Here is a 20,408-nt window from a genome sequence, read left to right as displayed (position 1 = left end):
TTCAGGCGGTCTCGGCCACCGGCGTGGTGTCGGGCACCAGGCTCAGCGCATCGTCGAAGACGCGCAGGCAGGCGCCGTCGAGGTGACCGTTCTCGGAGAGGTGGCGGCGGAAGCGACGTCCCCCCGGCTGGCCCTGGAAGAGGCCCAGCAGGTGGCGGGTGATATGGTTGAGCTTGGCGCCCTCGTCCAGACGCCGGGCGATATAGGGGCGGAAGGCCCGGGCTGCGGCGTGGCGGCTGGCCGCCGGCCCCCGCTCGCCGTAGAGCGCCTCGTCCACGCCGGCCAGCAGCCAGGGGTTCTGGTAGGCCTCGCGGCCGATCATCACGCTATCGACGTGGTCGAGCTGGGCGCAGCACGCCTCGAGCGTCTTGATGCCGCCGTTGATGCCGATATGCAGCTCGGGGCGGTTCGCCTTGAGCCGGTGCACTCGGGGGTAGTTGAGCGGCGGAATCTCGCGGTTCTCCTTGGGGGAGAGGCCCTGCAGCCACGCCTTACGGGCGTGCACGATGAACACCTCGCAGCCGGCGTCGGCCACCGTGGCGATGAAGCGCTCGAGGTCGGCATCCTCGTCCTGGTCGTCGATACCGATGCGGCACTTGACGGTGACCGGGATCGACACCGCCTCGCGCATGGCGCGCACGGCGGCGGCGACCTTGTCCGGGTGGGCCATCAGGCAGGCGCCGATCAGGTTGTTCTGCACCCGGTCGCTCGGGCAGCCCACGTTGAGGTTGACCTCGTCATAGCCCCAGGCCTCGGCGATCGCCGCGCACTCGGCCAGCTCGCCGGCATCGCTGCCGCCCAGCTGCAGGGCCAGCGGATGCTCCACCGCATCGAAGCCCAGAAAGCGCTCCCGCGGGCTGCCGTGCAGGATGGCCCCGGTGGTCACCATCTCGGTGTAGAGCAGCGCCCGGCGAGTCAGGGTGCGGGCGAAGGCGCGGTAGTCGCGGGTCGTCCAATCCATCATCGGCGCGACGGAGAAGGTTCGTTCGAGCTGGGGCATCGGGTATCACGGGGTTGTTCGGGGAGGCGATCATTGTAACAGGCACTGTCACGGGTTGCCGCACCGGCGGCCAGGGCGGGACAGATCGTGTACCTTCACCACGAACCCTACGCGACAGGGAGATCGCCATGTCATATGACCTGACCGACCATCAGCTGGAGCTGCTGGCTCGCGTGCTGCAGCATGGCGGGGTGCTCTCCTCGCCCTTCGGTCACTCCGACGAGGACAGCCTGCTGCCGGCGCTGCACGAGGAAATCGCGGCCCTGGAGGAGGCGGGCCTGATCACGGTGACACCACATGCCGGTTCGGGGCAGGGCGAGACCCTGACGCTGACCGAGGAGGGCTATGCGGCCCTCGACATCACCTGACGGGCCCGGGGAGGGTTTCGGCCGGGTGCCATCGACGAGGCCGGCATGTGCTATGAAGAGGGGCAGGGCGGTGCCGCATCGGCACTGTCGATAACGTCGCTGCGACGGGAGGCATGACCATGACGGATCGCAAGGCGGTACTGGAAGGGCTGCGTGACGAGCTGATCGAACGAATCGATCGATACCGGGCCCACAAGGAGCGCCGCGGCGGGGCGCTCGACAAGGATATCGAGGAGCAGGCCGTCGAGGTACAGAACGACGACGTGGTGGATGGCCTTGAGCGTGAGGCCGAAGAGGAGCTCGCTCAGGTGATGCGCGCCCTGGCCAGGCTCGAGGCGGGGGAGGGGGATGACTGCGAACGCTGCGGCGAGCCGATCGATCCGCGCCGTCTCCAGGCGCTGCCCTATACCACCGTCTGCGTGGACTGTGCCGAGCCGTGAGCGGTGCCTGGAGTGACATTGCCCCAGCCACTTCCCTCTTCCACAGCGTCGTGCCGGCTCCTGTCCCCGCACCGCTGAGCGGCCGTGGAATACACCGCTGACTCATCGCGTCGTTGCGGTGGGGCGAACCGTTGGCTGCGATGGTAGTCTAGAAGGCCATCGAGCGGTTTGGAGGAGTCCATGAAGGCTAGGCGTCGACTGACCTGGATAGCGCTAGTTGCCCTGCTGGCACTGGCGGGCTGCGGAGGCAACGACGGTGATTCGCCCGACACGGAGGTGACGAACGGAGAGCAGGAGGCCGAGGCTGTCGAGGAGTCCGCTGAGCCGGCGCCCGAGCCGGAGGTGGCACCGTTCGATGTGCCGGTGATGATCACCGCCTCGGCGTCGCTGCAAAGCGACCGCCGGCTGGTGGTGCAGGGTGAGACCAACCTGCCGGAAGGGGCGCGGCTGCTGATCGTGGTGGAGCGAGAGCTGAGCGGTGTCCGCTGGCAGTCGCGCACCAATGTCGAAGAGGGGCGCTTCATGGTGGGCCCGCTGGGGCCGGGCAGCGGCTTGCCCGACGGTGGCTACACCATTACCGTCAATCTGCCCGAAGCCAGCGTGCAGCCGGTCAGCGTGCGTGAGCGCATCGGCGATCAGGGCGAGCACCTGAGCGGGCCGCTGGTACAGGAGTCACGCCATGGGCTGGGGCAGGTGGCAAGCTATACGCGACGCTACCTGATCGGCAGCGAGCCGCGCCGCACCACCGACCGGGTCGAGGTGCTGGAAGTCGAGTGAACCGAACCCGCAAGGCCGGCGGTCAGCCGGCCTCCGGACGCCAGCGCACCAGCAGCTTGCCGACCAGGCGGTCGGTCTGCTCCAGGGGCTGGTTCTGGCGCGACAGTGACGACTCGCCGCTGGCCAGCAGCTCACCGTTTGCCCCTTGCGTCAGCGCGCTGATGAACAGGCCATCCTGCCCCTCGATCAGATAGCGCCCGGGGCCTTCGAAGGCAGTCGTGGGGCAGATGGCGGCGAGATCCCCGTCGGCCAGAAACTCGAAGCGCTCGCCGGGTCCCGGGGTGACCAGGTAGCACTCGCCAGGCCAGTCCGTGCCTGCTGGCAGCAGGTGGCCGTGCAGGGTCACGCGGTGGGCGGCGGGGTCGAGCCAGGGGAGGGGCGGCCGACCCAGCAGCAATAGCGGGGACGGTGGCGTGGCGTAATCCCCTTCCAGCAGTCGACTCAGCGGACAGCCGAGCGCCTCGGCCAATGCCACCAGGCGCTCATGGCCGATCTGCTTGATCGCTCCCGACTCCCAGTACGAGATCGTGACATCGGATACACCGACCTTGCGGGCCAGTGCAGCCTTGTTGAGGTTGGCCTGTAGTCGTAGTTGTTTGATGCGTGGGCCGAGTGAATTCATCTCAACATCCTGGCGATAGTGGGAAATGCACGGATACTCAATCATCCCCGTAAGTTGTGCAAATAATGCCTGTCAACGATGAAATAACATATGCGTTGACGATGATTTAGCATCCGGCCTCGAGATAGGTGGGGCGTCCCCGCAGCCGCTGGCGCCTTGCTCGGCTCGCGCTGATCCATTGCGATCGTGATCGGAAGTCGATCATCCATGTGGTCGCGCCGGAAGGGCATGCCGCTGGCAGGAAGTCGCTTCGAAGAGAGAGGAGAGTGTGGCTCCTCCCCGTCTTTTATTGACCGCGGATGGCCAGGTTGATTTCCTGCGGCGGCTGCCCGCGCGGGGTCAGGTGCGTATAATGCCGGCAAGCTCACTCCCTAATGGATAAGGACGACATGACCGTACGTACTCGCATTGCGCCGTCACCCACCGGCGACCCCCATGTGGGCACCGCCTATATCGCCCTGTTCAACCTCTGCTTTGCCCGTCAGCATGGTGGCCAGTTCGTGCTGCGCATCGAGGACACCGACCGCGTTCGCTCCACCGTCGAGTCCGAGCAGATGATTCTCGACTCGCTGCGCTGGCTGGGCCTGGAGTGGGACGAAGGCCCCGACGTCGGCGGCCCTCACGGCCCCTACCGGCAGAGCGAACGGGGCGATATCTATGCCGAGTACGCGCGCCAGCTGCTTAGCGGCGGCCATGCCTTCAAGTGCTATCGCACCAGCGAGGAGCTCGATGAGTTGCGCGAGGCGCGCAAGGCTGCCGGGATGCATCTGGCGCTCAAACCGTCCGACCTGGCCCTGCCGGCCGATGAGCAGGCGAGGCGCGAGCGCGAGGGCTGGCCGCATGTGGTGCGCATGAAGGTGCCGGCCACCGGTACCTGCGTGATCAACGACATGCTGCGTGGCCCCATCGAGGTGGACTGGGCCCAGGTGGATGCGCAGATCCTGCTCAAGTCGGATGGCATGCCCACCTATCACCTGGCCAACGTGGTGGATGACCATCTGATGGGCATCACCCATGTACTGCGCGGTGAGGAGTGGATCAATTCCGCCCCCAAGCATCAGCTGCTCTATGAGTACTTCGGCTGGGAAATGCCGGTGCTTTGCCACATGCCGCTGCTGCGCAATCCCGACAAGTCGAAGCTCTCCAAGCGCAAGAACCCCACCTCGATCAACTACTATCGGCGCATGGGGTACTTGCCCCAGGCGGTGACCAACTACCTGGGGCGGATGGGCTGGTCGATGCCCGACGAGCGCGAAAAGTTCAGCCTCGACGAGATGATGGCCCATTTCGACATACAGCGGGTCTCGCTGGGCGGCCCGGTGTTCGATCTGGAGAAGCTGACCTGGCTCAACGGGCTCTACATCCGCGAGGACCTGGACGATCAGGCCTTTCTCAAGGCGTTGATGGAGTGGGCCTTCAACGACGAGTACGTCGGCCAGATCCTGCCTCAGGTGCGCACCCGCGTGGAGACGCTCTCCCAGGTGGCACCGCTGGCCGGCCACTTCTTCTCGGGGCTGCCGGCGATCACCGAGGAGAGCTTCGATGGCGTCAAGCTGGGCCGTGAGGATCTGCTCAGGTTGCTGCAGTTCCTGGTGTGGCGCTTCGAGGCCGTTCCCGCCTGGCACAAGGAGGTGCTGCTCAGCGAGGTCAAGGCGCTGGCCGGCCACTTCGACCTCAAGATGAAGGATTTCCTGGCGCCTGTCTTCATCGCCATCACCGGCTCCACAGCGAGCACCTCGGTCATGGACGCCATGGCGATCCTCGGCTCCGACATGACCCGGGCGCGACTGCGTCACGCCATCGAGGTGCTGGGCGGTGTCTCCAAGAAGCAGGCCAAACGCTTCGAGAAGGAGTTCCGCGAGCTCGCCTGAGCGGGGCGCAGGCGCTTGACAGTGGCGGGGCGAATCAGTAACATACGCCCCGTCTTCACGAGACATGTGGGGCCTTAGCTCAGCTGGGAGAGCGCGACACTGGCAGTGTCGAGGTCAGCGGTTCGATCCCGCTAGGCTCCACCATTTCCCGTCTTGCGTGACGCTGCGTCCCATTCGTCTAGTGGTCTAGGACACCGCCCTTTCACGGCGGGAACAGGGGTTCGAACCCCCTATGGGACGCCACTTCATTCTTCGCGGCTGTCGCGTCATGACGTCAGCGCGAACCCCGAGACGCCGATGGCGTCTTTTTTTGTCGCCGCATCGCGTCTCGCGGTGGGCGCCTCCGGCGCGTGAAAAGTCCATTGAAGCGCCGATTTTTCACCGCTTGGCGCTTGACTTGTCCACTCGTTCATCGTTGCTCAGCCTGCTCCCCATGGTGCCGGGGCTAACTCGCCGTGATGGCTGGGTTTTCTCATAATCCCTTAATATTCAATAACTTAAAACTGGTCAAAAAATAAACAATCTAAGGGGAGGCCGCTGACCATGGCGATTTGACGGCCTTTTCGTGCGGTTGTGAACAGGTTTATCCACAGAATGTGTGGAAAACGCGAATCAGCCCTGAATGTGGGTAAGTGGTCGCCTGTCGGCGACCGGGTGCCGGCGACCGGTGTGGGCGGGCAACGTGGGCGACCGGCGCCGGCAACTCGGCTTCAGGAATCGCTGGCGCGCAGTCGCCTGAGCAGCGAGGAGGTGTCCCAGCGACCGCCCCCCATGGCCTGAACGTCGGCATAGAACTGGTCGACCAGGGCGGTGACGGGCAGTCGGGCCTGGAGGCGGCGAGCCTGCTCCAGGCAGATCCCCAGGTCCTTGCGCATCCAGTCCACCGCGAAGCCGTGCTCGTACTCATCCGCGATCATGGTCTTGTGCCGGTTCTCCATCTGCCAGGAGCCGGCCGCGCCCTTGGCGATGACGTCGACCACCCGCTGGCGGTCGAGACCGGCCTGCTCGGCGAAGTGGAGCCCCTCGGCCAGGCCCTGGACCAGGCCGGCGATGCAGATCTGGTTGACCATCTTGGTGAGCTGGCCGCTGCCGGCGGGTCCCATCAGGGTGACCGCCTGGGCGTAGTGGCTCAGTATCGGCTCGGCGGCGGCGAAATCGGCATCGTCGCCGCCACACATGATGGTCAGGGCGCCGTTCTCGGCCCCCTGCTGGCCGCCGGAGACCGGGGCGTCGAGGAAGCCGACGCCGCGCTCGCGGCAGGCCGCGTCGAGGGCTTCGGCGAGGCCTGCCGAGGCGGTGGTGTGGTCCACCAGCAGGCTGCCCACGGCCATGCCGGAAAGGGCTCCATGCTCGCCCGTGGTGACCTGGCGCACGTCGTCGTCGTTGCCCACGCAGACCAGCACCAGGTCGGCGCCCGTGGCGGCCGCCTGCGGGGTGTCGTGGTGGCTGCCGCCGTGCTCGGCGACCCAGGCGGCAGCCTTGGCGGCGGTGCGGTTGTAGACGCGCACCGTGAGCCCGGCGCGGGCCAGGTGCCCGGCCATGGGGTAGCCCATCACGCCCAGGCCGATAAAGGCGACCGTCGAGATTCTCTGGCTCATCCTGCTTTCCCTCTTGTGTTGTTGGGCTGTCGAACGTTGAGCTGTCGGGTGTTGGAGTGCTGTGGTATCCAAGACGCAGAAAGCCGCCCAAGGGCGGCTTTCCGGTTGCGCGGCGGACGGGGCCGCCCCCCTGCCAGATTACTTGGTGGGGTAGTCGCGCTGGGGGTGGCCGGTGTAGAGCTGGCGCGGGCGACCGATCTTGTAGCTGTCGCTGACCATCTCGTGCCAGTGGGAGATCCAGCCGATGGTGCGCGACACGGCGAAGATCACCGTGAACATGTTGGTCGGAATGCCCATCGCCTTGAGGATGATGCCGGAGTAGAAATCGACGTTGGGATAGAGCTTGCGCTCGATGAAGTACTCGTCCTCCAGGGCGATCTGCTCCAGGCGCTTGGCGATCTTGAGCTGCGGGTCGTCGGCCATGCCCAGCTCGGCCAGCACCTCGTCGCAGGTCTCCTTCATCACCTTGGCGCGCGGGTCGAAGTTGCGATAGACCCGGTGGCCGAAGCCCATCAGCTTGAACGGGTCGTCCTTGTCCTTGGCGCGGTCGACAAAGCGCTGGATGTTCTCCTCGGACTCGTCGCCGATCTCGTCGAGCATCTTCAGCACCGCCTCGTTGGCGCCGCCGTGGGCCGGGCCCCACAGGGCGGCGATGCCGGCGCTGATACAGGCGAAGGGGTTGGCGCCGGTGGAGCCCGCCAGGCGCACCGTGGAGGTGGAGGCGTTCTGCTCGTGGTCGGCGTGCAGCATGAAGATGCGGTCCATGGCCTTGGCATAGACCGGGTTGACCTTGTACTCCTCGCACGGGGTGCTGAACATCATGTAGAGGAAGTTCTCTGCATAGTTCAGGTCGTTGCGCGGGTAGTTGAACGGCTGCCCGACGTTGTACTTGTAGGACATGGCCGCGATGGTGGGCATCTTGGCGATCAGGCGGATCGCGCTGATCACGCGGTCCTCCTCCTGGGTAATGTCCATGTGGTCGTGATAGAAGGCTGCCAGGCCGCCGACCACGCCACACAGGATCGACATCGGGTGGGCGTCGCGCCGGAAGCCCTTGAAGAAGTTGTTGATCTGGTCGTGGACCATGGTGTGGTTGCGGACCCGCGACTCGAAATCGGCGTACTGCTCATCGTTGGGCAGCTCGCCGAACAGCAGCGTGTAGCAGAGTTCGACGAAGTTGGATTCCTTGGCCAACTGGTCGATGGGGTAGCCACGGTGCAGCAGTACGCCCTTGCCGCCATCGATGAAGGTGATGGCGGACTGGCAGGAGGAGGTGGCCATGAAGCCGGGGTCGTAGGTGAAGAGGCCCTCGGCGCCCAGGCCGCGAACGTCGATCACGTCCGGGCCCAGAGCGCCTGAATAGATCGGCAGCTCGATCGTCTTGTCCAGGCCGTCTACCGTCAGCGTCGCTTTCCTGTCAGCCATGAAAGGCCTCCTCTCGAGTTCGTTGTGGGACGTAAAGTCGGCATTTCGCTGAATACGCCGGCGAAAAGGTCCGCCCACTATAGAAGCGTTCCCGGGATTGTCAATTAGCCCATGGTGCGTCGCTTGTTGTGCACGTGGATTTCTAATGTATAGCTTTTTGTACAAGTAATGGTGCCATGCGGCATGAAGCTCCCGGATGGCGGCTCATGCCCGGCATCCGCTTGCCATGCCGGGGAAATCGACCGCGGTGGCGGGGTTGCACCATGGTCGAGTACCGCCGGTGTTCATTTGTCACCGGGAGTTCATGTCCCTATAATCCACTCCGCGCGACTGGCAGGTACTCGTTGTCATGCCCGTCCCGGCAGCGGCGAGCCCCCTACCTCAAACCACCGCTCGCTTCGGCCAGCTGAACCGGCCGAGGAGCGAGCCAAGAGAGTGTGTATAGAGCCGTGAATAGCAAACGACCCGTCAATCTCGATCTCACCACGATACAGTTCCCACTTCCCGCCCTGACGTCGATCGCTCATCGCATCACCGGCGTCATCCTCTTTATCGGACTCATCTTCGCCTTCTGGGCCCTCGACAAGTCGCTCTCCTCGCCGGCCGGCTTTGCCGCGGTAAGCGATGCGCTGGCTAACAACGTCCTGGCCAAGCTGATCGCCTGGGGCCTGCTGTCGGCGCTGGCCTTTCACTTCGTGGCCGGCATCAAGCACCTGCTGATGGACGCCGATATCGGCGTGACCCTCGAAGGTGGTGTCAAGAAGGCGCAGATCACCGTGGTGGTGAGTGCGGTCCTGATCATTCTCGCGGGAGTCTGGGTATGGTAACCAATATCACCAATCTGGGTCGAAGCGGCCTGTCCGACTGGCTGATCCAGCGGGTCTCGGCGGTCATCCTCGCCCTCTATACGCTGTTCATCGTTCTCTATCTGCTCTTCAACCCGGGGCTCGACTACGCCACCTGGAGCGGTCTGTTCGCCCAGACCTGGATGCGCATCTTCTCCCTGCTGGCGCTGCTCTCCATTGCCGCCCATGCCTGGGTCGGCCTGTGGACCGTTACCACCGATTATCTCAAGTCGACCGGCGTGCGCGTCGGCGCCCAGATCGTCATCATCCTGGCCATCTTCGTGTTTCTGGTCTGGGGCATTCAAGTTCTGTGGGGAGCCTGATACATGTCAACCATGCGTAGTCTGACGTTCGACGCCATCATCATCGGCGGTGGCGGCTCCGGCCTGCGTGCCGCGCTCGAGCTGGCCAAGTCCGGCAAGAAGACCGCGGTGCTGTCCAAGGTCTTCCCGACCCGCTCGCACACCGTCTCCGCCCAGGGCGGTATCACCTGCGCCATCGCCTCCGCGGATCCCAACGATGATTGGCGCTGGCACATGTATGACACCGTCAAGGGCGGCGACTACATCACCGACCAGGATGCCGCCGAGTACATGTGCTCAGAAGGCCCCAAGGCGGTCTTCGAGCTCGAGCACATGGGCCTGCCGTTCTCGCGCTTCGACAACGGGCGTATCTACCAGCGTCCGTTCGGCGGTCAGTCCAAGAACTTCGGTGAGGGCGGCCAGGCGGCGCGCACCTGTGCGGCGGCGGATCGCACCGGCCATGCCCTGCTGCACACCCTCTATCAGAACAACCTGAAGAACAACACCACCTTCCTCAACGAGTGGTTCGCTGTCGATCTGGTCAAGAACGCCAACGGCGATGTGGTCGGCTGTATCGCCATGTGCATCGAGACCGGCGAAGTGGTGCACGTCAAGTCCAAGGCCACCGTCATGGCCACCGGCGGGGCGGGTCGTATCTACGCCTCCACCACCAACGCCCTGATCAATACCGGTGACGGCATCGGCATGGCGCTGCGCGCCGGCTTCCCGATGCAGGACATGGAGATGTGGCAGTTCCATCCCACCGGCATCTACGGGGCGGGCGTGCTGGTCACCGAGGGTTGCCGTGGCGAAGGCGGTTACCTGGTCAACAAGGACGGCGAGCGGTTCATGGAGCGCTACGCGCCCAACGCCAAGGACCTGGCCGGCCGCGACGTGGTGGCGCGCTCCATGGTCATGGAGATCCTCGAGGGTCGCGGCTGCGGCGAGCATGGCGATCACGTCTATCTCAAGCTCGACCACCTGGGCGAGGAGGTGCTCAACAAGCGCCTGCCGGGCATCAGCGAGCTCTCCAAGATCTTCGCTCACGCCGACCCGACCGAAGCGCCGATCCCGGTGGTGCCGACCTGCCACTACATGATGGGCGGCATTCCCACCAACGTTCACGGTCAGGCGATCATGCAGGATGCCGACGGCAACGACCAGATCGTCAACGGCCTGTTCGCCTGTGGCGAAGCGGCCTGCGTGTCGGTCCACGGCGCCAACCGCCTGGGCGGCAACTCGCTGCTCGACCTGGTGGTGTTCGGCCGGGCGGCCGGCATATTCATCGAGGGCGCGCTCAACGAGGGCATCGACTACCTCGACGCCTCCGAGTCCGACATCGAGTCTGCCATGAAGCGCATCAACCGCTGGGACGAGTCCAGCGGCGGCGAGTCGGTGGCCGATCTCAAGGCCGAGCTGCAGGGCATCATGCAGAACGCCTTCGGCGTGTTCCGTCAGGAGGACAACATGCAGGAGGGCGTCAAGCAGCTGGCCGACCTGCGCGGACGCATCGCCAACGCCCACCTGGTCGACAAATCCGGCGCCTTCAATACCGCCCGGGTCGAGGCGCTCGAGCTCGACAACCTGATGGAGGTGGCCGAGGCGACCGCCATCGCCGCCCTGGAGCGCAAGGAGAGCCGTGGCGCCCACTCCCGCTACGACTACCCGGACCGTGACGACGTCAACTGGCTGAAGCACTCCATGTACTTCCCGGCCGAGAAGAAAGTCGGCAAGCGCGACGTGAACTTCAAGCCGAAGACCGTCGACACCTTCGAGCCGAAAGTCCGTACCTACTAAGGGGAGTCACGATGTCCATGCTTCAGGTATCCATCTACCGCTACAATCCGGAAACCGACTCCGCGCCCTACATGCAGGAGTACCAGGTGGACACGCAGGGCCGCGACCTGATGGTCCTCAACGTGTTGGAAATGCTCAAAGCCCAGGACACCACCCTGGCCTACCGTCGCAGCTGCCGCGAGGGCGTGTGCGGCTCCGACGGCATGAACATGAACGGCAAGAACGGCCTGGCCTGCATCACCTCGCTCTCCCAGGTGGTCAAGGACAACAAGCTCACGCTGCGTCCGCTGCCCGGCTTGCCGGTGGTGCGCGACCTGGCGGTCGACATGGGGCTGTTCTACAAGCAGTACGAGCGCATCCAGCCGTACCTGCAGAACGACGAGCCGGCGCCGGCCATCGAGCGGCTGCAGTCGCCCGAGGAGCGCGACAAGCTCGACGGGCTCTACGAGTGCATCCTGTGTGCCTGCTGCTCGACCTCCTGTCCGTCGTTCTGGTGGAACCCGGAGAGGTTTGTCGGCCCCGCCGGGCTGCTGCAGTCCTACCGCTTCCTGGCCGATTCCCGCGATACCGCGACCCAGGAGCGTCTGGCCGAGCTGGAGGATCCGTTCAGCGTGTTCCGCTGCCGCGGCATCATGAACTGCGTGGCGGTCTGCCCCAAGGGGCTCAATCCCACCCGGGCGATCGGCAAGATCCGCGAGATGCTGCTGGCCAATGCCACTTAAATCGTGGCCAAGGGCTTGCTATCATGGCCGCCGGCCTGCGGCCGCGACACAGCGTCGCGGCCGGTAGCAGCGCAGGACAAGAGCCGGTGCCCCAGGTGCCGGCTCTTGACCATGGGATTCAGGGTTTCCGGCCTGGCGGCCGGAGCCGCCGGAGATAAGACGCCCTTCCGGCAGGGCACCACCCAGGCCGCCGCGGCTGGGCCGTGACGGCGCCGATCACACCCCCATCAGTGCAGGGTGACCGAGAGATGCAACAAGGCATAATGGAGTTGATGTGGAACAGCTCCCACGTGAGCGGCAGCAACGTTCACTATGTGGAAGCGCTCTACGAGCAATACCTCGCCGACCCCGGTTCCGTCCCCGACGAGTGGCGAACCTACTTCGACCAGCTGCCGAGTCCGGAAGGCGGCTCCTCCCACGATGTTCCTCTGAGTCCCGTACGCGAACAGTTTCACAAGCTGGCTCGCGCACGCCGGACCTCCCTGCAGGTAGCCGCTGCCGACAGCGGGGAAAACAAGAAGCAGGTCAAGGTGTTGCAGTTGATCAACGCCTACCGCTTCCGGGGCCACCAGAAGGCCAAGATCGACCCGCTCGATCTTCGTGCCCAGAACCCCGTTCCCGACCTCGACCTCTCCTTCCATCAGCTCTCCAAGGCCGACCTGGACACCGAATTCCAGACCGGCTCCTTCTTCCTGGGGATGGACAAGGCGCCGCTGCGCGAGATCATCGACGCCCTCGAGCAGACCTACTGCCGCTCCATCGGCTGCGAGGTCATGCACATCGTCGACACCGAGGAGAAGCGCTGGCTGCAGCAGCGCTTCGAGTCGGTACGCAGCGCCCCCAAGTACAGCGATGAGGTGCGCAAGCACCTGCTGGAGCGCCTCACCGCCGCCGAGGGGCTGGAGAACTACCTGGCCTCCAAGTACCCGGGGACCAAGCGTTTCGGCCTGGAGGGGGGCGAGGCCTTCATCCCGATGATGGACGAGCTGATCCAGCGCGGCGGCGGCTACGGGGTCAAGGAGGTGGTGATCGGCATGGCCCACCGCGGCCGTCTCAACCTGCTGGTCAATATCCTCGGCAAGAACCCCTCCGAGCTGATCGACGAGTTCGATGGCAAGAAGCTGGTCGAGCGCGGCTCCGGCGACGTCAAGTATCACCAGGGCTTCAGCTCCAACGTGATGACGCCGGGCGGCGAGGTGCACCTGGCGCTGGCCTTCAATCCCTCCCACCTGGAGATCGTCTCCCCGGTGGTCGAGGGGTCGGTGCGCGCCCGCCAGGACCGTCGCGGCGACGCCAGCGGCGACAAGGTGCTGCCGATCAACATCCATGGCGATGCGGCCTTCGCCGGTCAGGGCGTGGTCATGGAGACTTTCCAGATGTCCCAGACCCGCGCCTACAAGACCGGTGGCACCATCCACGTGGTGATCAATAACCAGGTCGGTTTCACCACCTCGCATCCGCAGGACACCCGCTCCACCGAGTACTGCACCGACATTGCCAAGATGGTTCAGGCGCCGATCTTCCACGTCAACGGCGACGACCCGGAAGCGGTCCTGCATGCCACCCAAGTGGCACTGGACTACCGCCAGCAGTTCAAGAAGGACGTGGTCATCGACCTGGTTTGCTACCGCCGCCGCGGCCACAACGAGGCCGACGAGCCCTCCGGCACCCAGCCGATGATGTACCGCAAGATCAAGGAGCACCCCTCCGCCCGGACCCTCTATGCCCAGCGTCTGGTGGAGCAGGGCGTCCTCACCGAGGAGGCGGCCAAGGCGCTGATCGAGACCTATCGCGAGGATCTGCTGGCAGGCAATCACGTGGCCAACGCCCTGGTGCAGCAGCCCAATACCTCGCTGTTCGTCGACTGGAAGCCTTACATCGGCCACGAGTGGACCGGCTATGCCGATACCCGCGTCGAGATGAAGCGTCTGCAGCGCCTGGCCGCCCGGATGTGCGAGATCCCCGACGGGGTCGGGGTGCAGCGTCAGGTGGCCAAGATCTACGAGGATCGCCGCAAGATGCAGGCCGGCGGCCTGGCGCTGAACTGGGGCTTCGCCGAGACTTTGGCCTACGCCACTCTGCTCGACGAGGGCCACCCGGTTCGCATCACCGGCCAGGACGTGGGCCGCGGGACCTTCTCCCACCGCCATGCGGTGGTGCACAACCAGAAGGACGGCAGCGTCTATGTGCCGCTGCAGCACATGGCCGACGGCCAGCCGAATTTCACCATCCACGACTCCTTCCTGTCGGAAGAAGCGGTGCTGGCCTTCGAATACGGCTATGCCACCACGGCGCCCAACGACCTGGTGATCTGGGAGGCGCAGTTCGGGGACTTCTTCAACGGTGCCCAGGTGGTGGTCGACCAGTTCATCTCCTCCGGCGAGACCAAGTGGGAGCGGCTGTGCGGGCTGACCATGCTGCTGCCCCACGGCTACGAGGGCCAGGGGCCGGAGCACTCTTCGGCGCGCCTGGAGCGCTTCCTGCAGCTGTGCGCCGAGCACAACATGCAGATCTGCGTGCCCACCACGCCGGCTCAGATCTTCCATCTGCTGCGGCGCCAGGTGATCCGCAAGCTGAGAAAGCCCCTGGTGGTGATGTCGCCCAAGAGCCTGCTGCGCCACAAGGAGGCGGTCTCCAGCCTCGACGACCTGGCCAACGGCAACTTCCAGATGGTGCTGCCCGACCAGGCCAAGCTTGAAGCCGAACAGGTCGAGCGGGTCATCCTGTGCGCCGGCAAGGTTTACTACGACCTGGCGGCCTGGCGCCAGGAGAACGGCCGCAACGACACCGCCATCCTGCGTATCGAGCAGCTCTATCCCTTCCCCAAGGAGGAGCTCTTCGAGGCGCTCAAGGACTACGTCAACCTCGAGACGCTGGTCTGGTGTCAGGAAGAGCCGCTCAACCAGGGGGCCTGGTATCCGAGCCAGCACCACATGCGCGCCGTCGCCGACATGCTCAAGAATGGACTGGGTGGCCAGCTGAAGTTTGCCGGTCGTCCGGCCTCGGCGGCGCCAGCCTGCGGCTACATGTCCGTGCACACCGAACAGCAGCGACAGCTGGTGGAAGACGCCTTCAACCTCTAGGGCCTTCTGCTGGGACGAGAGAGAACATACAAGGGAAACGACATGGCTACCGAGATCAAAGCGCCCACCTTTCCGGAGTCCGTTGCCGAAGGCACCGTGGCGGCATGGCACAAGAAGCCGGGCGACAGCGTCGAGCGCGATGAGCTGATCGTCGAGATCGAGACCGACAAGGTGGTGCTCGAGGTGCTGGCGCCCGAGGCCGGGACCCTCTCCGAGGTGACGGTCGAGGAGGGCGACACCGTGGAGTCCGAGCAGGTGCTGGGCAAGATCGGGGAAGGTAAGGCCAAGGGCGGCGAGAAGAAAAACGACAGCAAGGCCGCCCCGAATGCCGACAAGCAGAGCGACGCCAAGGCCGATAAGCCGGCCGGCGGTGGCAAGACCCACGAGGTGAAGGCGCCGACCTTCCCCGAGTCGATCCAGGAAGGCACCGTGGCCACCTGGCACAAGCAGGTCGGCGAGGCGGTCAAGCGCGACGAGGTGCTGGCCGATATCGAGACCGACAAGGTGGTGCTCGAGGTGGTGGCGCCGGCGGATGGCGCCCTTGCCGAGATCAAGGCCGAGGAGGGCAGCCAGGTCGAGTCCGAGGCGGTGCTGGCGACCTTCACCGAAGGCTCGGGTGGCGAGGCGAAGGCGCCCGCCGCGGCGGCCTCCGCCGACGACGGCGCCAGCGACGAGCAGGTGGGCGATAAGATCCTCGCGCCGGCCGCGCGCAAGCTGGTGGCCGAGCACGACCTCGACGTCAGCAAGATCGAGGGGACCGGCAAGGGCGGTCGCATCCTCAAGGAGGACGTGCAGAAGGCGGTCAAGGACGGCAGTGCCAAGAAGAGCGCCAAGCCGGCCGGCAAGGCCCAGCCGGCTGCCGCCGCGGCGCCGGCCGTGGAGGGCGAGCGTCCCGAGAAGCGGGTGCCGATGAGCCGCCTGCGCCAGACCATCGCCAAGCGACTGGTTCAGGCTCAGCAGACCGCCGCCATGCTCACCACCTACAACGAGGTGGACATGGGCGCGGTGATGGATCTGCGTGCCCAGTACAAGGACACCTTCCTCAAATCGCACGACGTCAAGCTCGGTTTCATGGGCTTCTTCGTCAAGGCGGCCTCCGAGGCGCTCAAGCGCTTCCCCGATGTCAACGCCTCCATCGACGGCACCGATATCGTCTATCACGGCTATCAGGACATCGGCGTGGCGGTCTCCACCGACCGCGGCCTGGTGGTGCCGGTGCTGCGCGATACCGACAGCATGAAGATCGCCGATGTCGAGAAGGGCATCGTCGATTTCGGCAAGCGCGCACGCGAAGGCAAGCTCGGCATCGACGAGATGCAGGGTGGCACCTTCACCATTACAAACGGGGGAATCTTCGGCTCGCTGATGTCGACGCCGATCATCAACCCGCCGCAGACGGCCATCCTGGGGATGCACAAGATCCAGGAACGACCCATGGCAGTGAACGGCAAGGTCGAAATCCGTCCGATGATGTACCTGGCAGTCTCCTATGACCACCGCATGATCGATGGCAAGGACGCGGTGCAGTTCCTGGTGACCATCAAGGAACTGCTGGAAGACCCGGCCCGACTGCTGCTGGACATCTGAGCGACGCCCGACCCAACGGACTCAAACGCGAACCGATCAAGGAAAACCACATGGCCGATAAATATGATGTGATCGTCATCGGCGCGGGCCCCGGCGGCTACGTGGCCGCCATCCGTGCCGCCCAGCTGGGCCTGAAGACCGCCTGTGTCGAGAAGTGGATCGGCAAGGAAGGCAAGGTCGTCTTCGGCGGCACCTGCCTCAACGTGGGCTGTATCCCGTCCAAGGCGCTGCTCGAGGCCTCCCACAAGTTCGTCGAGGCCAAGCACGATTTCGCTGATATGGGCATCCAGGCCGGTGACGTCAGCATGGACGTCAAGAAGATGATGGCCCGCAAGGACAAGATCGTGAAGAACCTCACCGGCGGCATTGCCGGGCTGTTCAAGGCCAACGGCGTGACCGGCATCGAGGGCACCGGCAAGGTGGTCGGCGCGAAGCAGGTCGAGGTCACCGATCAGGACGGCAAGGCGACCACCTATGAGGCCGACAACATCGTCATCGCCGCCGGCTCGGTGCCCGTCGAGATCCCGCCGACCCCGCTGACCGAGGGCCTGATCGTCGACTCCACCGGCGCGCTGGAATTCCAGGAGGCGCCGAAGCGTCTGGGCGTGATCGGCGCCGGCGTCATCGGCCTGGAGCTGGGCAGCGTGTGGAGCCGCCTGGGCTCCGAGGTCACGGTGCTCGAGGCCATGGACAGCTTCCTGCCGATGGTCGACACCGCCATCGCCAAGGAGACCCAGAAGCTGCTCAAGAAGCAGGGCCTGGACATCAAGCTGGGCGCCCGGGTCACCGGCTCCGAGGTCAAGGGCGAGGAAGTCCTGGTCAAGTACAGCGACGCCGCCGGCGACCAGGAGATGACCTTCGACAAGCTGATCGTCTGCGTGGGCCGCAAGCCCTACACCCAGGGCGTGATCGCCGACGGCGTGGGGGTCGGCCTGGACGAGCGCGGTTTCATCCATGTCGACGACCAGTGCCGCACCAGCGTGCCGGGCGTCTATGCCATCGGCGACTGCGTGCGGGGCCAGATGCTGGCCCACAAGGCTTCCGAGGAAGGCATCATGGTGGCCGACATCATCGCCGGCCATAAGGCGGAGATGAACTATGACGCCATCCCCTGCGTGATCTATACCTTCCCTGAGGTGGCGTGGGTCGGTCTGACCGAGCAGGACGCCAAGGCCAAGGGCATCGAGGTCAAGACCGGCAGCTTCCCGTTCGCGGCCAGCGGCCGCGCCATGGCCAACAACGCCACCGAGGGCCAGGCCAAGATCATCGCCGATGCCGAGACCGATCGGGTGCTGGGCATGCACATCGTCGGCCAGCACGCCGGCGAGATGATCGCCCAGGGCGTGATCGCGCTGGAGTTCGGCTCCAGCGCCGAGGACCTGGCGCTGACCTGCTACGCTCACCCGACCATGTCGGAAGCCGTGCACGAGGCGGCGCTGGCGGTGGACGGCCACGCCATCCACATGGCCAACCGCAAGAAGCGCAAGTAAGCCAGCCCGCAGTATCGCTACAACAAGCGCCACCCCCGCGGTGGCGCGTCGTACCCGGCGATGTATCGGGTACGAACGGGGGCGACCCGAACCAGTCCGCCACAGGCGGCGTTTCGCGGTTGCCGTTCGAGTCACATGCAACCAATGGCATGAATCGATGAACCTTCACGAGTATCAGGGCAAACAGCTGTTTGCCGACTATGGTCTGCCGGTATCCAAGGGCTTCGCCGTCGACACCCCCGAGGAAGCGGCGGAAGCCTGCAAGAAGATCGGTGGCGACATGTGGGTCGTCAAGGCCCAGGTGCACGCTGGCGGCCGCGGCAAGGCCGGCGGCGTCAAGCTGATCAAGAGCCCGGAGGAGGCCAAGGCCTTCGCCGAGCAGTGGCTGGGCAAGAACCTGGTGACCTTCCAGACCGACGAGAACGGTCAGCCGGTCGCCAAGATCCTGGTCGAGAACTGCACCGACATCGCCAACGAGCTCTACCTGGGTGCCGTGGTCGACCGCACCACCCGCCGCGTGGTCTTCATGGCCTCCACCGAAGGCGGCGTGGAGATCGAGAAGGTCGCCGAGGAAACCCCCGAGAAGATCCTCAAGGCCGAGATCGACCCGCTGGTCGGCGCCCAGCCCTACCAGGCCCGTGAACTGGCCTTCGCCCTGGGCCTGAAGGGCGACCAGGTGAAGCAGTTCACCAAGATTTTCCTGGGGCTCTCCCGCCTGTTCCACGAGAAGGACCTGGCGCTGCTGGAGATCAACCCGCTGGTGATCACCGATGAAGGCAACCTGCACTGCCTCGACGCCAAGCTGGGCCTGGACGGCAACGCCCTCTATCGCCATCCGGACCTGCAGGCCATGCGCGACCCGTCCCAGGAAGACGAGCGCGAAGCCGAAGCCGCCGAATGGGACCTCAACTACGTGGCCCTGGAAGGCAACATCGGCTGCATGGTCAACGGCGCCGGCCTGGCCATGGGCACCATGGACATCATCAAGCTCAATGGCGGCCTGCCGGCCAACTTCCTCGACGTGGGCGGCGGTGCCACCAAGGAGCGCGTGGCGGAAGCCTTCAAGCTGATCCTCTCCGACGATTCCGTGAAGGCCGTGCTGGTCAACATCTTCGGCGGTATCGTGCGCTGCGACATGATCGCCGAAGGCATCATCGGGGCCGTCGAGCAGGTCGGCGTCAACGTACCGGTGGTGGTGCGTCTGGAGGGTAACAACGCCGAGCTGGGTGCCGAGAAGCTGGCCTCCAGCGGTCTGAACATCATCGCTGCTACCAGCCTGACTGACGCGGCACAGCAGGTCGTCAAAGCGGCGGAGGGCAAGTAATGAGCATCCTGATCGACAAGAACACCAAGGTCATCTGCCAGGGCTTCACCGGTGGCCAGGGGACCTTCCACTCCGAGCAGGCGCTCGCCTACGGCACCCAGATGGTCGGCGGCGTGACGCCGGGCAAGGGCGGCCAGGAGCACCTGGGCCTGCCGGTGTTCAACACCGTCAAGGAAGCGGTCGAGAAGACCGGCGCCGAGGCCAGCGTGATCTATGTGCCGGCCCCGTTCTGCAAGGACTCGATCCTGGAAGCCGCCAACGCCGGCATCAAGCTGATCGTGTGCATCACCGAGGGCATTCCGACCCTGGACATGCTGCAGGCCAAGGTGAAGTGCGACGAGCTGGGCGTGCGCCTGATCGGCCCCAACTGCCCCGGGGTGATCACCCCGGGCGAGTGCAAGATCGGCATCATGCCGGGGCACATCCACCAGCCGGGCCGTGTCGGTATCGTCTCGCGCTCCGGCACCCTGACCTATGAAGCGGTCAAGCAGACCACCGATCACGGCTTCGGCCAGTCCACCTGCGTGGGCATTGGCGGCGACCCGATCCCGGGCTCCAACTTCATCGACATCCTGGAGATGTTCGAGCAGGATCCCAAGACCGAAGCGATCGTGATGATCGGCGAGATCGGCGGCACCGCCGAAGAAGAGGCCGCCGCCTACATCAAGGCCAATGTCTCTAAGCCGGTGGTCTCCTATATCGCCGGTGTGACCGCCCCTCCGGGCAAGCGCATGGGCCACGCCGGGGCGATCATCTCCGGTGGCAAGGGCACCGCGGACGAGAAGTTCGCCGCCCTGGAAGACGCCGGTGTGCGCACCGTGCGCTCCCTGGCTGAGATCGGCGATGCGCTGAAGGAAGTGACCGGCTGGTAAGCCGCGCGCTTCTCGCAGGCAACAGAAAGGGCACCTTCGGGTGCCCTTTTGCGGCTCTGCGTCATTGGGTATGGAATTCGCCCCTTGAGCTGGGCCTGGATATGCCGGCCACGCCGGCAGGAGGCATGGCAGGGATGGCTCCCAGATTCTGACCCTCGGCCTGGGAGCGGAAGCGCCCTGGACGCTCAAGGACCCGCACCGGGATACGTCCGTGTCACTCCACCGCCTGGGCCTCCATTATGAGGCGTATCGGGGTGTCCGCTCCAATGGGACCACTTCATTATT

17 protein-coding genes and 2 tRNA genes are annotated in these 20,408 nt (G+C 65.2%); 15 read left to right on the top strand and 4 right to left on the bottom strand.

Features of this window, described 5'->3' with window-relative positions; translation table 11 throughout:
* Position 1 precedes the first annotated feature (1 nt).
* Complete coding sequence (gene dusA / locus HOP52_RS06590) at positions 2–1,000, bottom strand: tRNA dihydrouridine(20/20a) synthase DusA (protein WP_238976569.1); 999 nt, start codon at positions 998–1,000, stop codon at positions 2–4.
* A 128-nt stretch (positions 1,001–1,128) separates the two neighbouring features.
* Here dusA and HOP52_RS06585 point away from each other — a divergent pair, with 128 nt between their 5' ends.
* From HOP52_RS06585 to HOP52_RS06575, 3 genes are all read left to right on the top strand, one after another.
* On the top strand, positions 1,129–1,368 hold the full coding sequence (locus HOP52_RS06585) for a hypothetical protein (RefSeq protein WP_238976568.1): 240 nt from the start codon (positions 1,129–1,131) through the stop codon (positions 1,366–1,368).
* A 119-nt stretch (positions 1,369–1,487) separates the two neighbouring features.
* Complete coding sequence (locus HOP52_RS06580; protein ID WP_238976567.1) at positions 1,488–1,808, top strand: TraR/DksA family transcriptional regulator; 321 nt, start codon at positions 1,488–1,490, stop codon at positions 1,806–1,808.
* Between the two features lie 180 nt (positions 1,809–1,988).
* A complete protein-coding gene (locus tag HOP52_RS06575) occupies positions 1,989–2,585 on the top strand; it encodes a hypothetical protein (RefSeq protein ID WP_238976566.1) in 597 nt (198 codons plus the stop codon).
* 22 nt (positions 2,586–2,607) lie between these two features.
* Here HOP52_RS06575 and HOP52_RS06570 read toward each other — a convergent pair whose 3' ends face one another.
* Positions 2,608–3,207: a helix-turn-helix domain-containing protein gene (locus HOP52_RS06570; protein WP_238976565.1), complete on the bottom strand. Its 600-nt coding sequence runs from the start codon at positions 3,205–3,207 to the stop codon at positions 2,608–2,610.
* Positions 3,208–3,596: 389 nt separating this feature from the next.
* On the opposite strand from HOP52_RS06570, the gene gltX reads away from it, so the two are divergent.
* The 3 genes from gltX to HOP52_RS06555 all read left to right on the top strand — a co-directional run bounded on the left by gltX (position 3,597) and on the right by HOP52_RS06555 (position 5,321).
* On the top strand, positions 3,597–5,078 hold the full coding sequence (gene gltX / locus HOP52_RS06565) for a glutamate--tRNA ligase (protein WP_238976564.1): 1,482 nt from the start codon (positions 3,597–3,599) through the stop codon (positions 5,076–5,078).
* 68 nt (positions 5,079–5,146) lie between these two features.
* A tRNA-Ala gene (locus HOP52_RS06560) sits at positions 5,147–5,222 on the top strand.
* 23 nt (positions 5,223–5,245) lie between these two features.
* A tRNA-Glu gene (locus HOP52_RS06555) sits at positions 5,246–5,321 on the top strand.
* Between the two features lie 467 nt (positions 5,322–5,788).
* On the opposite strand, the gene HOP52_RS06550 is transcribed toward HOP52_RS06555, so the two are convergent.
* Together HOP52_RS06550 and gltA are read right to left on the bottom strand one after the other, a co-directional pair.
* A complete protein-coding gene (locus tag HOP52_RS06550; RefSeq protein WP_238976563.1) occupies positions 5,789–6,676 on the bottom strand; it encodes an NAD(P)-dependent oxidoreductase in 888 nt (295 codons plus the stop codon).
* Between the two features lie 138 nt (positions 6,677–6,814).
* On the bottom strand, positions 6,815–8,101 hold the full coding sequence (gene gltA / locus HOP52_RS06545; protein ID WP_238976562.1) for a citrate synthase: 1,287 nt from the start codon (positions 8,099–8,101) through the stop codon (positions 6,815–6,817).
* 449 nt (positions 8,102–8,550) lie between these two features.
* On the opposite strand from gltA, the gene sdhC reads away from it, so the two are divergent.
* The 9 genes from sdhC to sucD all read left to right on the top strand — a co-directional run bounded on the left by sdhC (position 8,551) and on the right by sucD (position 20,123).
* Complete coding sequence (gene sdhC / locus HOP52_RS06540; RefSeq protein ID WP_238976561.1) at positions 8,551–8,928, top strand: succinate dehydrogenase, cytochrome b556 subunit; 378 nt, start codon at positions 8,551–8,553, stop codon at positions 8,926–8,928.
* The gene (gene sdhD / locus HOP52_RS06535; RefSeq protein WP_238976560.1) at positions 8,922–9,269 is read left to right on the top strand and encodes a succinate dehydrogenase, hydrophobic membrane anchor protein; all 348 of its coding nucleotides are present in this window, start codon (positions 8,922–8,924) and stop codon (positions 9,267–9,269) included. Before sdhC ends, sdhD begins: the two co-directional genes overlap by 7 nt.
* Before the next feature lie 3 nt (positions 9,270–9,272).
* The gene (gene sdhA, locus HOP52_RS06530) at positions 9,273–11,045 is read left to right on the top strand and encodes a succinate dehydrogenase flavoprotein subunit (RefSeq protein WP_238976559.1); all 1,773 of its coding nucleotides are present in this window, start codon (positions 9,273–9,275) and stop codon (positions 11,043–11,045) included.
* Between the two features lie 11 nt (positions 11,046–11,056).
* A complete protein-coding gene (locus HOP52_RS06525) occupies positions 11,057–11,767 on the top strand; it encodes a succinate dehydrogenase iron-sulfur subunit (protein WP_238976558.1) in 711 nt (236 codons plus the stop codon).
* A 248-nt stretch (positions 11,768–12,015) separates the two neighbouring features.
* Positions 12,016–14,850, top strand: coding sequence for a 2-oxoglutarate dehydrogenase E1 component (locus HOP52_RS06520; protein ID WP_238976557.1), 2,835 nt, complete (start codon positions 12,016–12,018; stop codon positions 14,848–14,850).
* Positions 14,851–14,892: 42 nt separating this feature from the next.
* The gene (odhB, locus tag HOP52_RS06515) at positions 14,893–16,437 is read left to right on the top strand and encodes a 2-oxoglutarate dehydrogenase complex dihydrolipoyllysine-residue succinyltransferase (RefSeq protein ID WP_238976556.1); all 1,545 of its coding nucleotides are present in this window, start codon (positions 14,893–14,895) and stop codon (positions 16,435–16,437) included.
* A gap of 50 nt (positions 16,438–16,487) precedes the next feature.
* Positions 16,488–17,927 (top strand): dihydrolipoyl dehydrogenase, encoded by a 1,440-nt coding sequence (lpdA, locus tag HOP52_RS06510; protein ID WP_238976555.1) that lies wholly within the window; start codon positions 16,488–16,490, stop codon positions 17,925–17,927.
* Between the two features lie 157 nt (positions 17,928–18,084).
* A complete protein-coding gene (gene sucC / locus HOP52_RS06505) occupies positions 18,085–19,251 on the top strand; it encodes an ADP-forming succinate--CoA ligase subunit beta (RefSeq protein WP_238976554.1) in 1,167 nt (388 codons plus the stop codon).
* A complete protein-coding gene (sucD, locus tag HOP52_RS06500; protein WP_238976553.1) occupies positions 19,251–20,123 on the top strand; it encodes a succinate--CoA ligase subunit alpha in 873 nt (290 codons plus the stop codon). The genes sucC and sucD overlap by 1 nt, the downstream gene beginning before the upstream one ends.
* The last annotated feature ends 285 nt before the right edge of the window (positions 20,124–20,408 follow it).

It is taken from the genome of Billgrantia campisalis (assembly GCF_022341425.1).
Lineage (GTDB): Bacteria > Pseudomonadota > Gammaproteobacteria > Pseudomonadales > Halomonadaceae > Halomonas > Halomonas campisalis.
This window is presented reverse-complemented; position numbering and strand designations above follow the sequence as displayed.

Coding starts and splice junctions, on each gene's coding strand:
- HOP52_RS06580 (WP_238976567.1), top strand. CDS start 1,488: ATGACGGATCGCAAGGCGGTACTGGAAGGGCTGCGTGACGAGCTGATC.
- gltX (WP_238976564.1), top strand. CDS start 3,597: ATGACCGTACGTACTCGCATTGCGCCGTCACCCACCGGCGACCCCCAT.
- sucD (WP_238976553.1), top strand. CDS start 19,251: ATGAGCATCCTGATCGACAAGAACACCAAGGTCATCTGCCAGGGCTTC.
- HOP52_RS06520 (WP_238976557.1), top strand. CDS start 12,016: ATGCAACAAGGCATAATGGAGTTGATGTGGAACAGCTCCCACGTGAGC.
- HOP52_RS06585 (WP_238976568.1), top strand. CDS start 1,129: ATGTCATATGACCTGACCGACCATCAGCTGGAGCTGCTGGCTCGCGTG.
- sdhA (WP_238976559.1), top strand. CDS start 9,273: ATGTCAACCATGCGTAGTCTGACGTTCGACGCCATCATCATCGGCGGT.
- HOP52_RS06570 (WP_238976565.1), bottom strand. CDS start 3,207: ATGAATTCACTCGGCCCACGCATCAAACAACTACGACTACAGGCCAAC.
- sucC (WP_238976554.1), top strand. CDS start 18,085: ATGAACCTTCACGAGTATCAGGGCAAACAGCTGTTTGCCGACTATGGT.
- dusA (WP_238976569.1), bottom strand. CDS start 1,000: ATGCCCCAGCTCGAACGAACCTTCTCCGTCGCGCCGATGATGGATTGG.
- HOP52_RS06550 (WP_238976563.1), bottom strand. CDS start 6,676: ATGAGCCAGAGAATCTCGACGGTCGCCTTTATCGGCCTGGGCGTGATG.
- lpdA (WP_238976555.1), top strand. CDS start 16,488: ATGGCCGATAAATATGATGTGATCGTCATCGGCGCGGGCCCCGGCGGC.
- odhB (WP_238976556.1), top strand. CDS start 14,893: ATGGCTACCGAGATCAAAGCGCCCACCTTTCCGGAGTCCGTTGCCGAA.
- HOP52_RS06575 (WP_238976566.1), top strand. CDS start 1,989: ATGAAGGCTAGGCGTCGACTGACCTGGATAGCGCTAGTTGCCCTGCTG.
- sdhD (WP_238976560.1), top strand. CDS start 8,922: ATGGTAACCAATATCACCAATCTGGGTCGAAGCGGCCTGTCCGACTGG.
- gltA (WP_238976562.1), bottom strand. CDS start 8,101: ATGGCTGACAGGAAAGCGACGCTGACGGTAGACGGCCTGGACAAGACG.
- HOP52_RS06525 (WP_238976558.1), top strand. CDS start 11,057: ATGTCCATGCTTCAGGTATCCATCTACCGCTACAATCCGGAAACCGAC.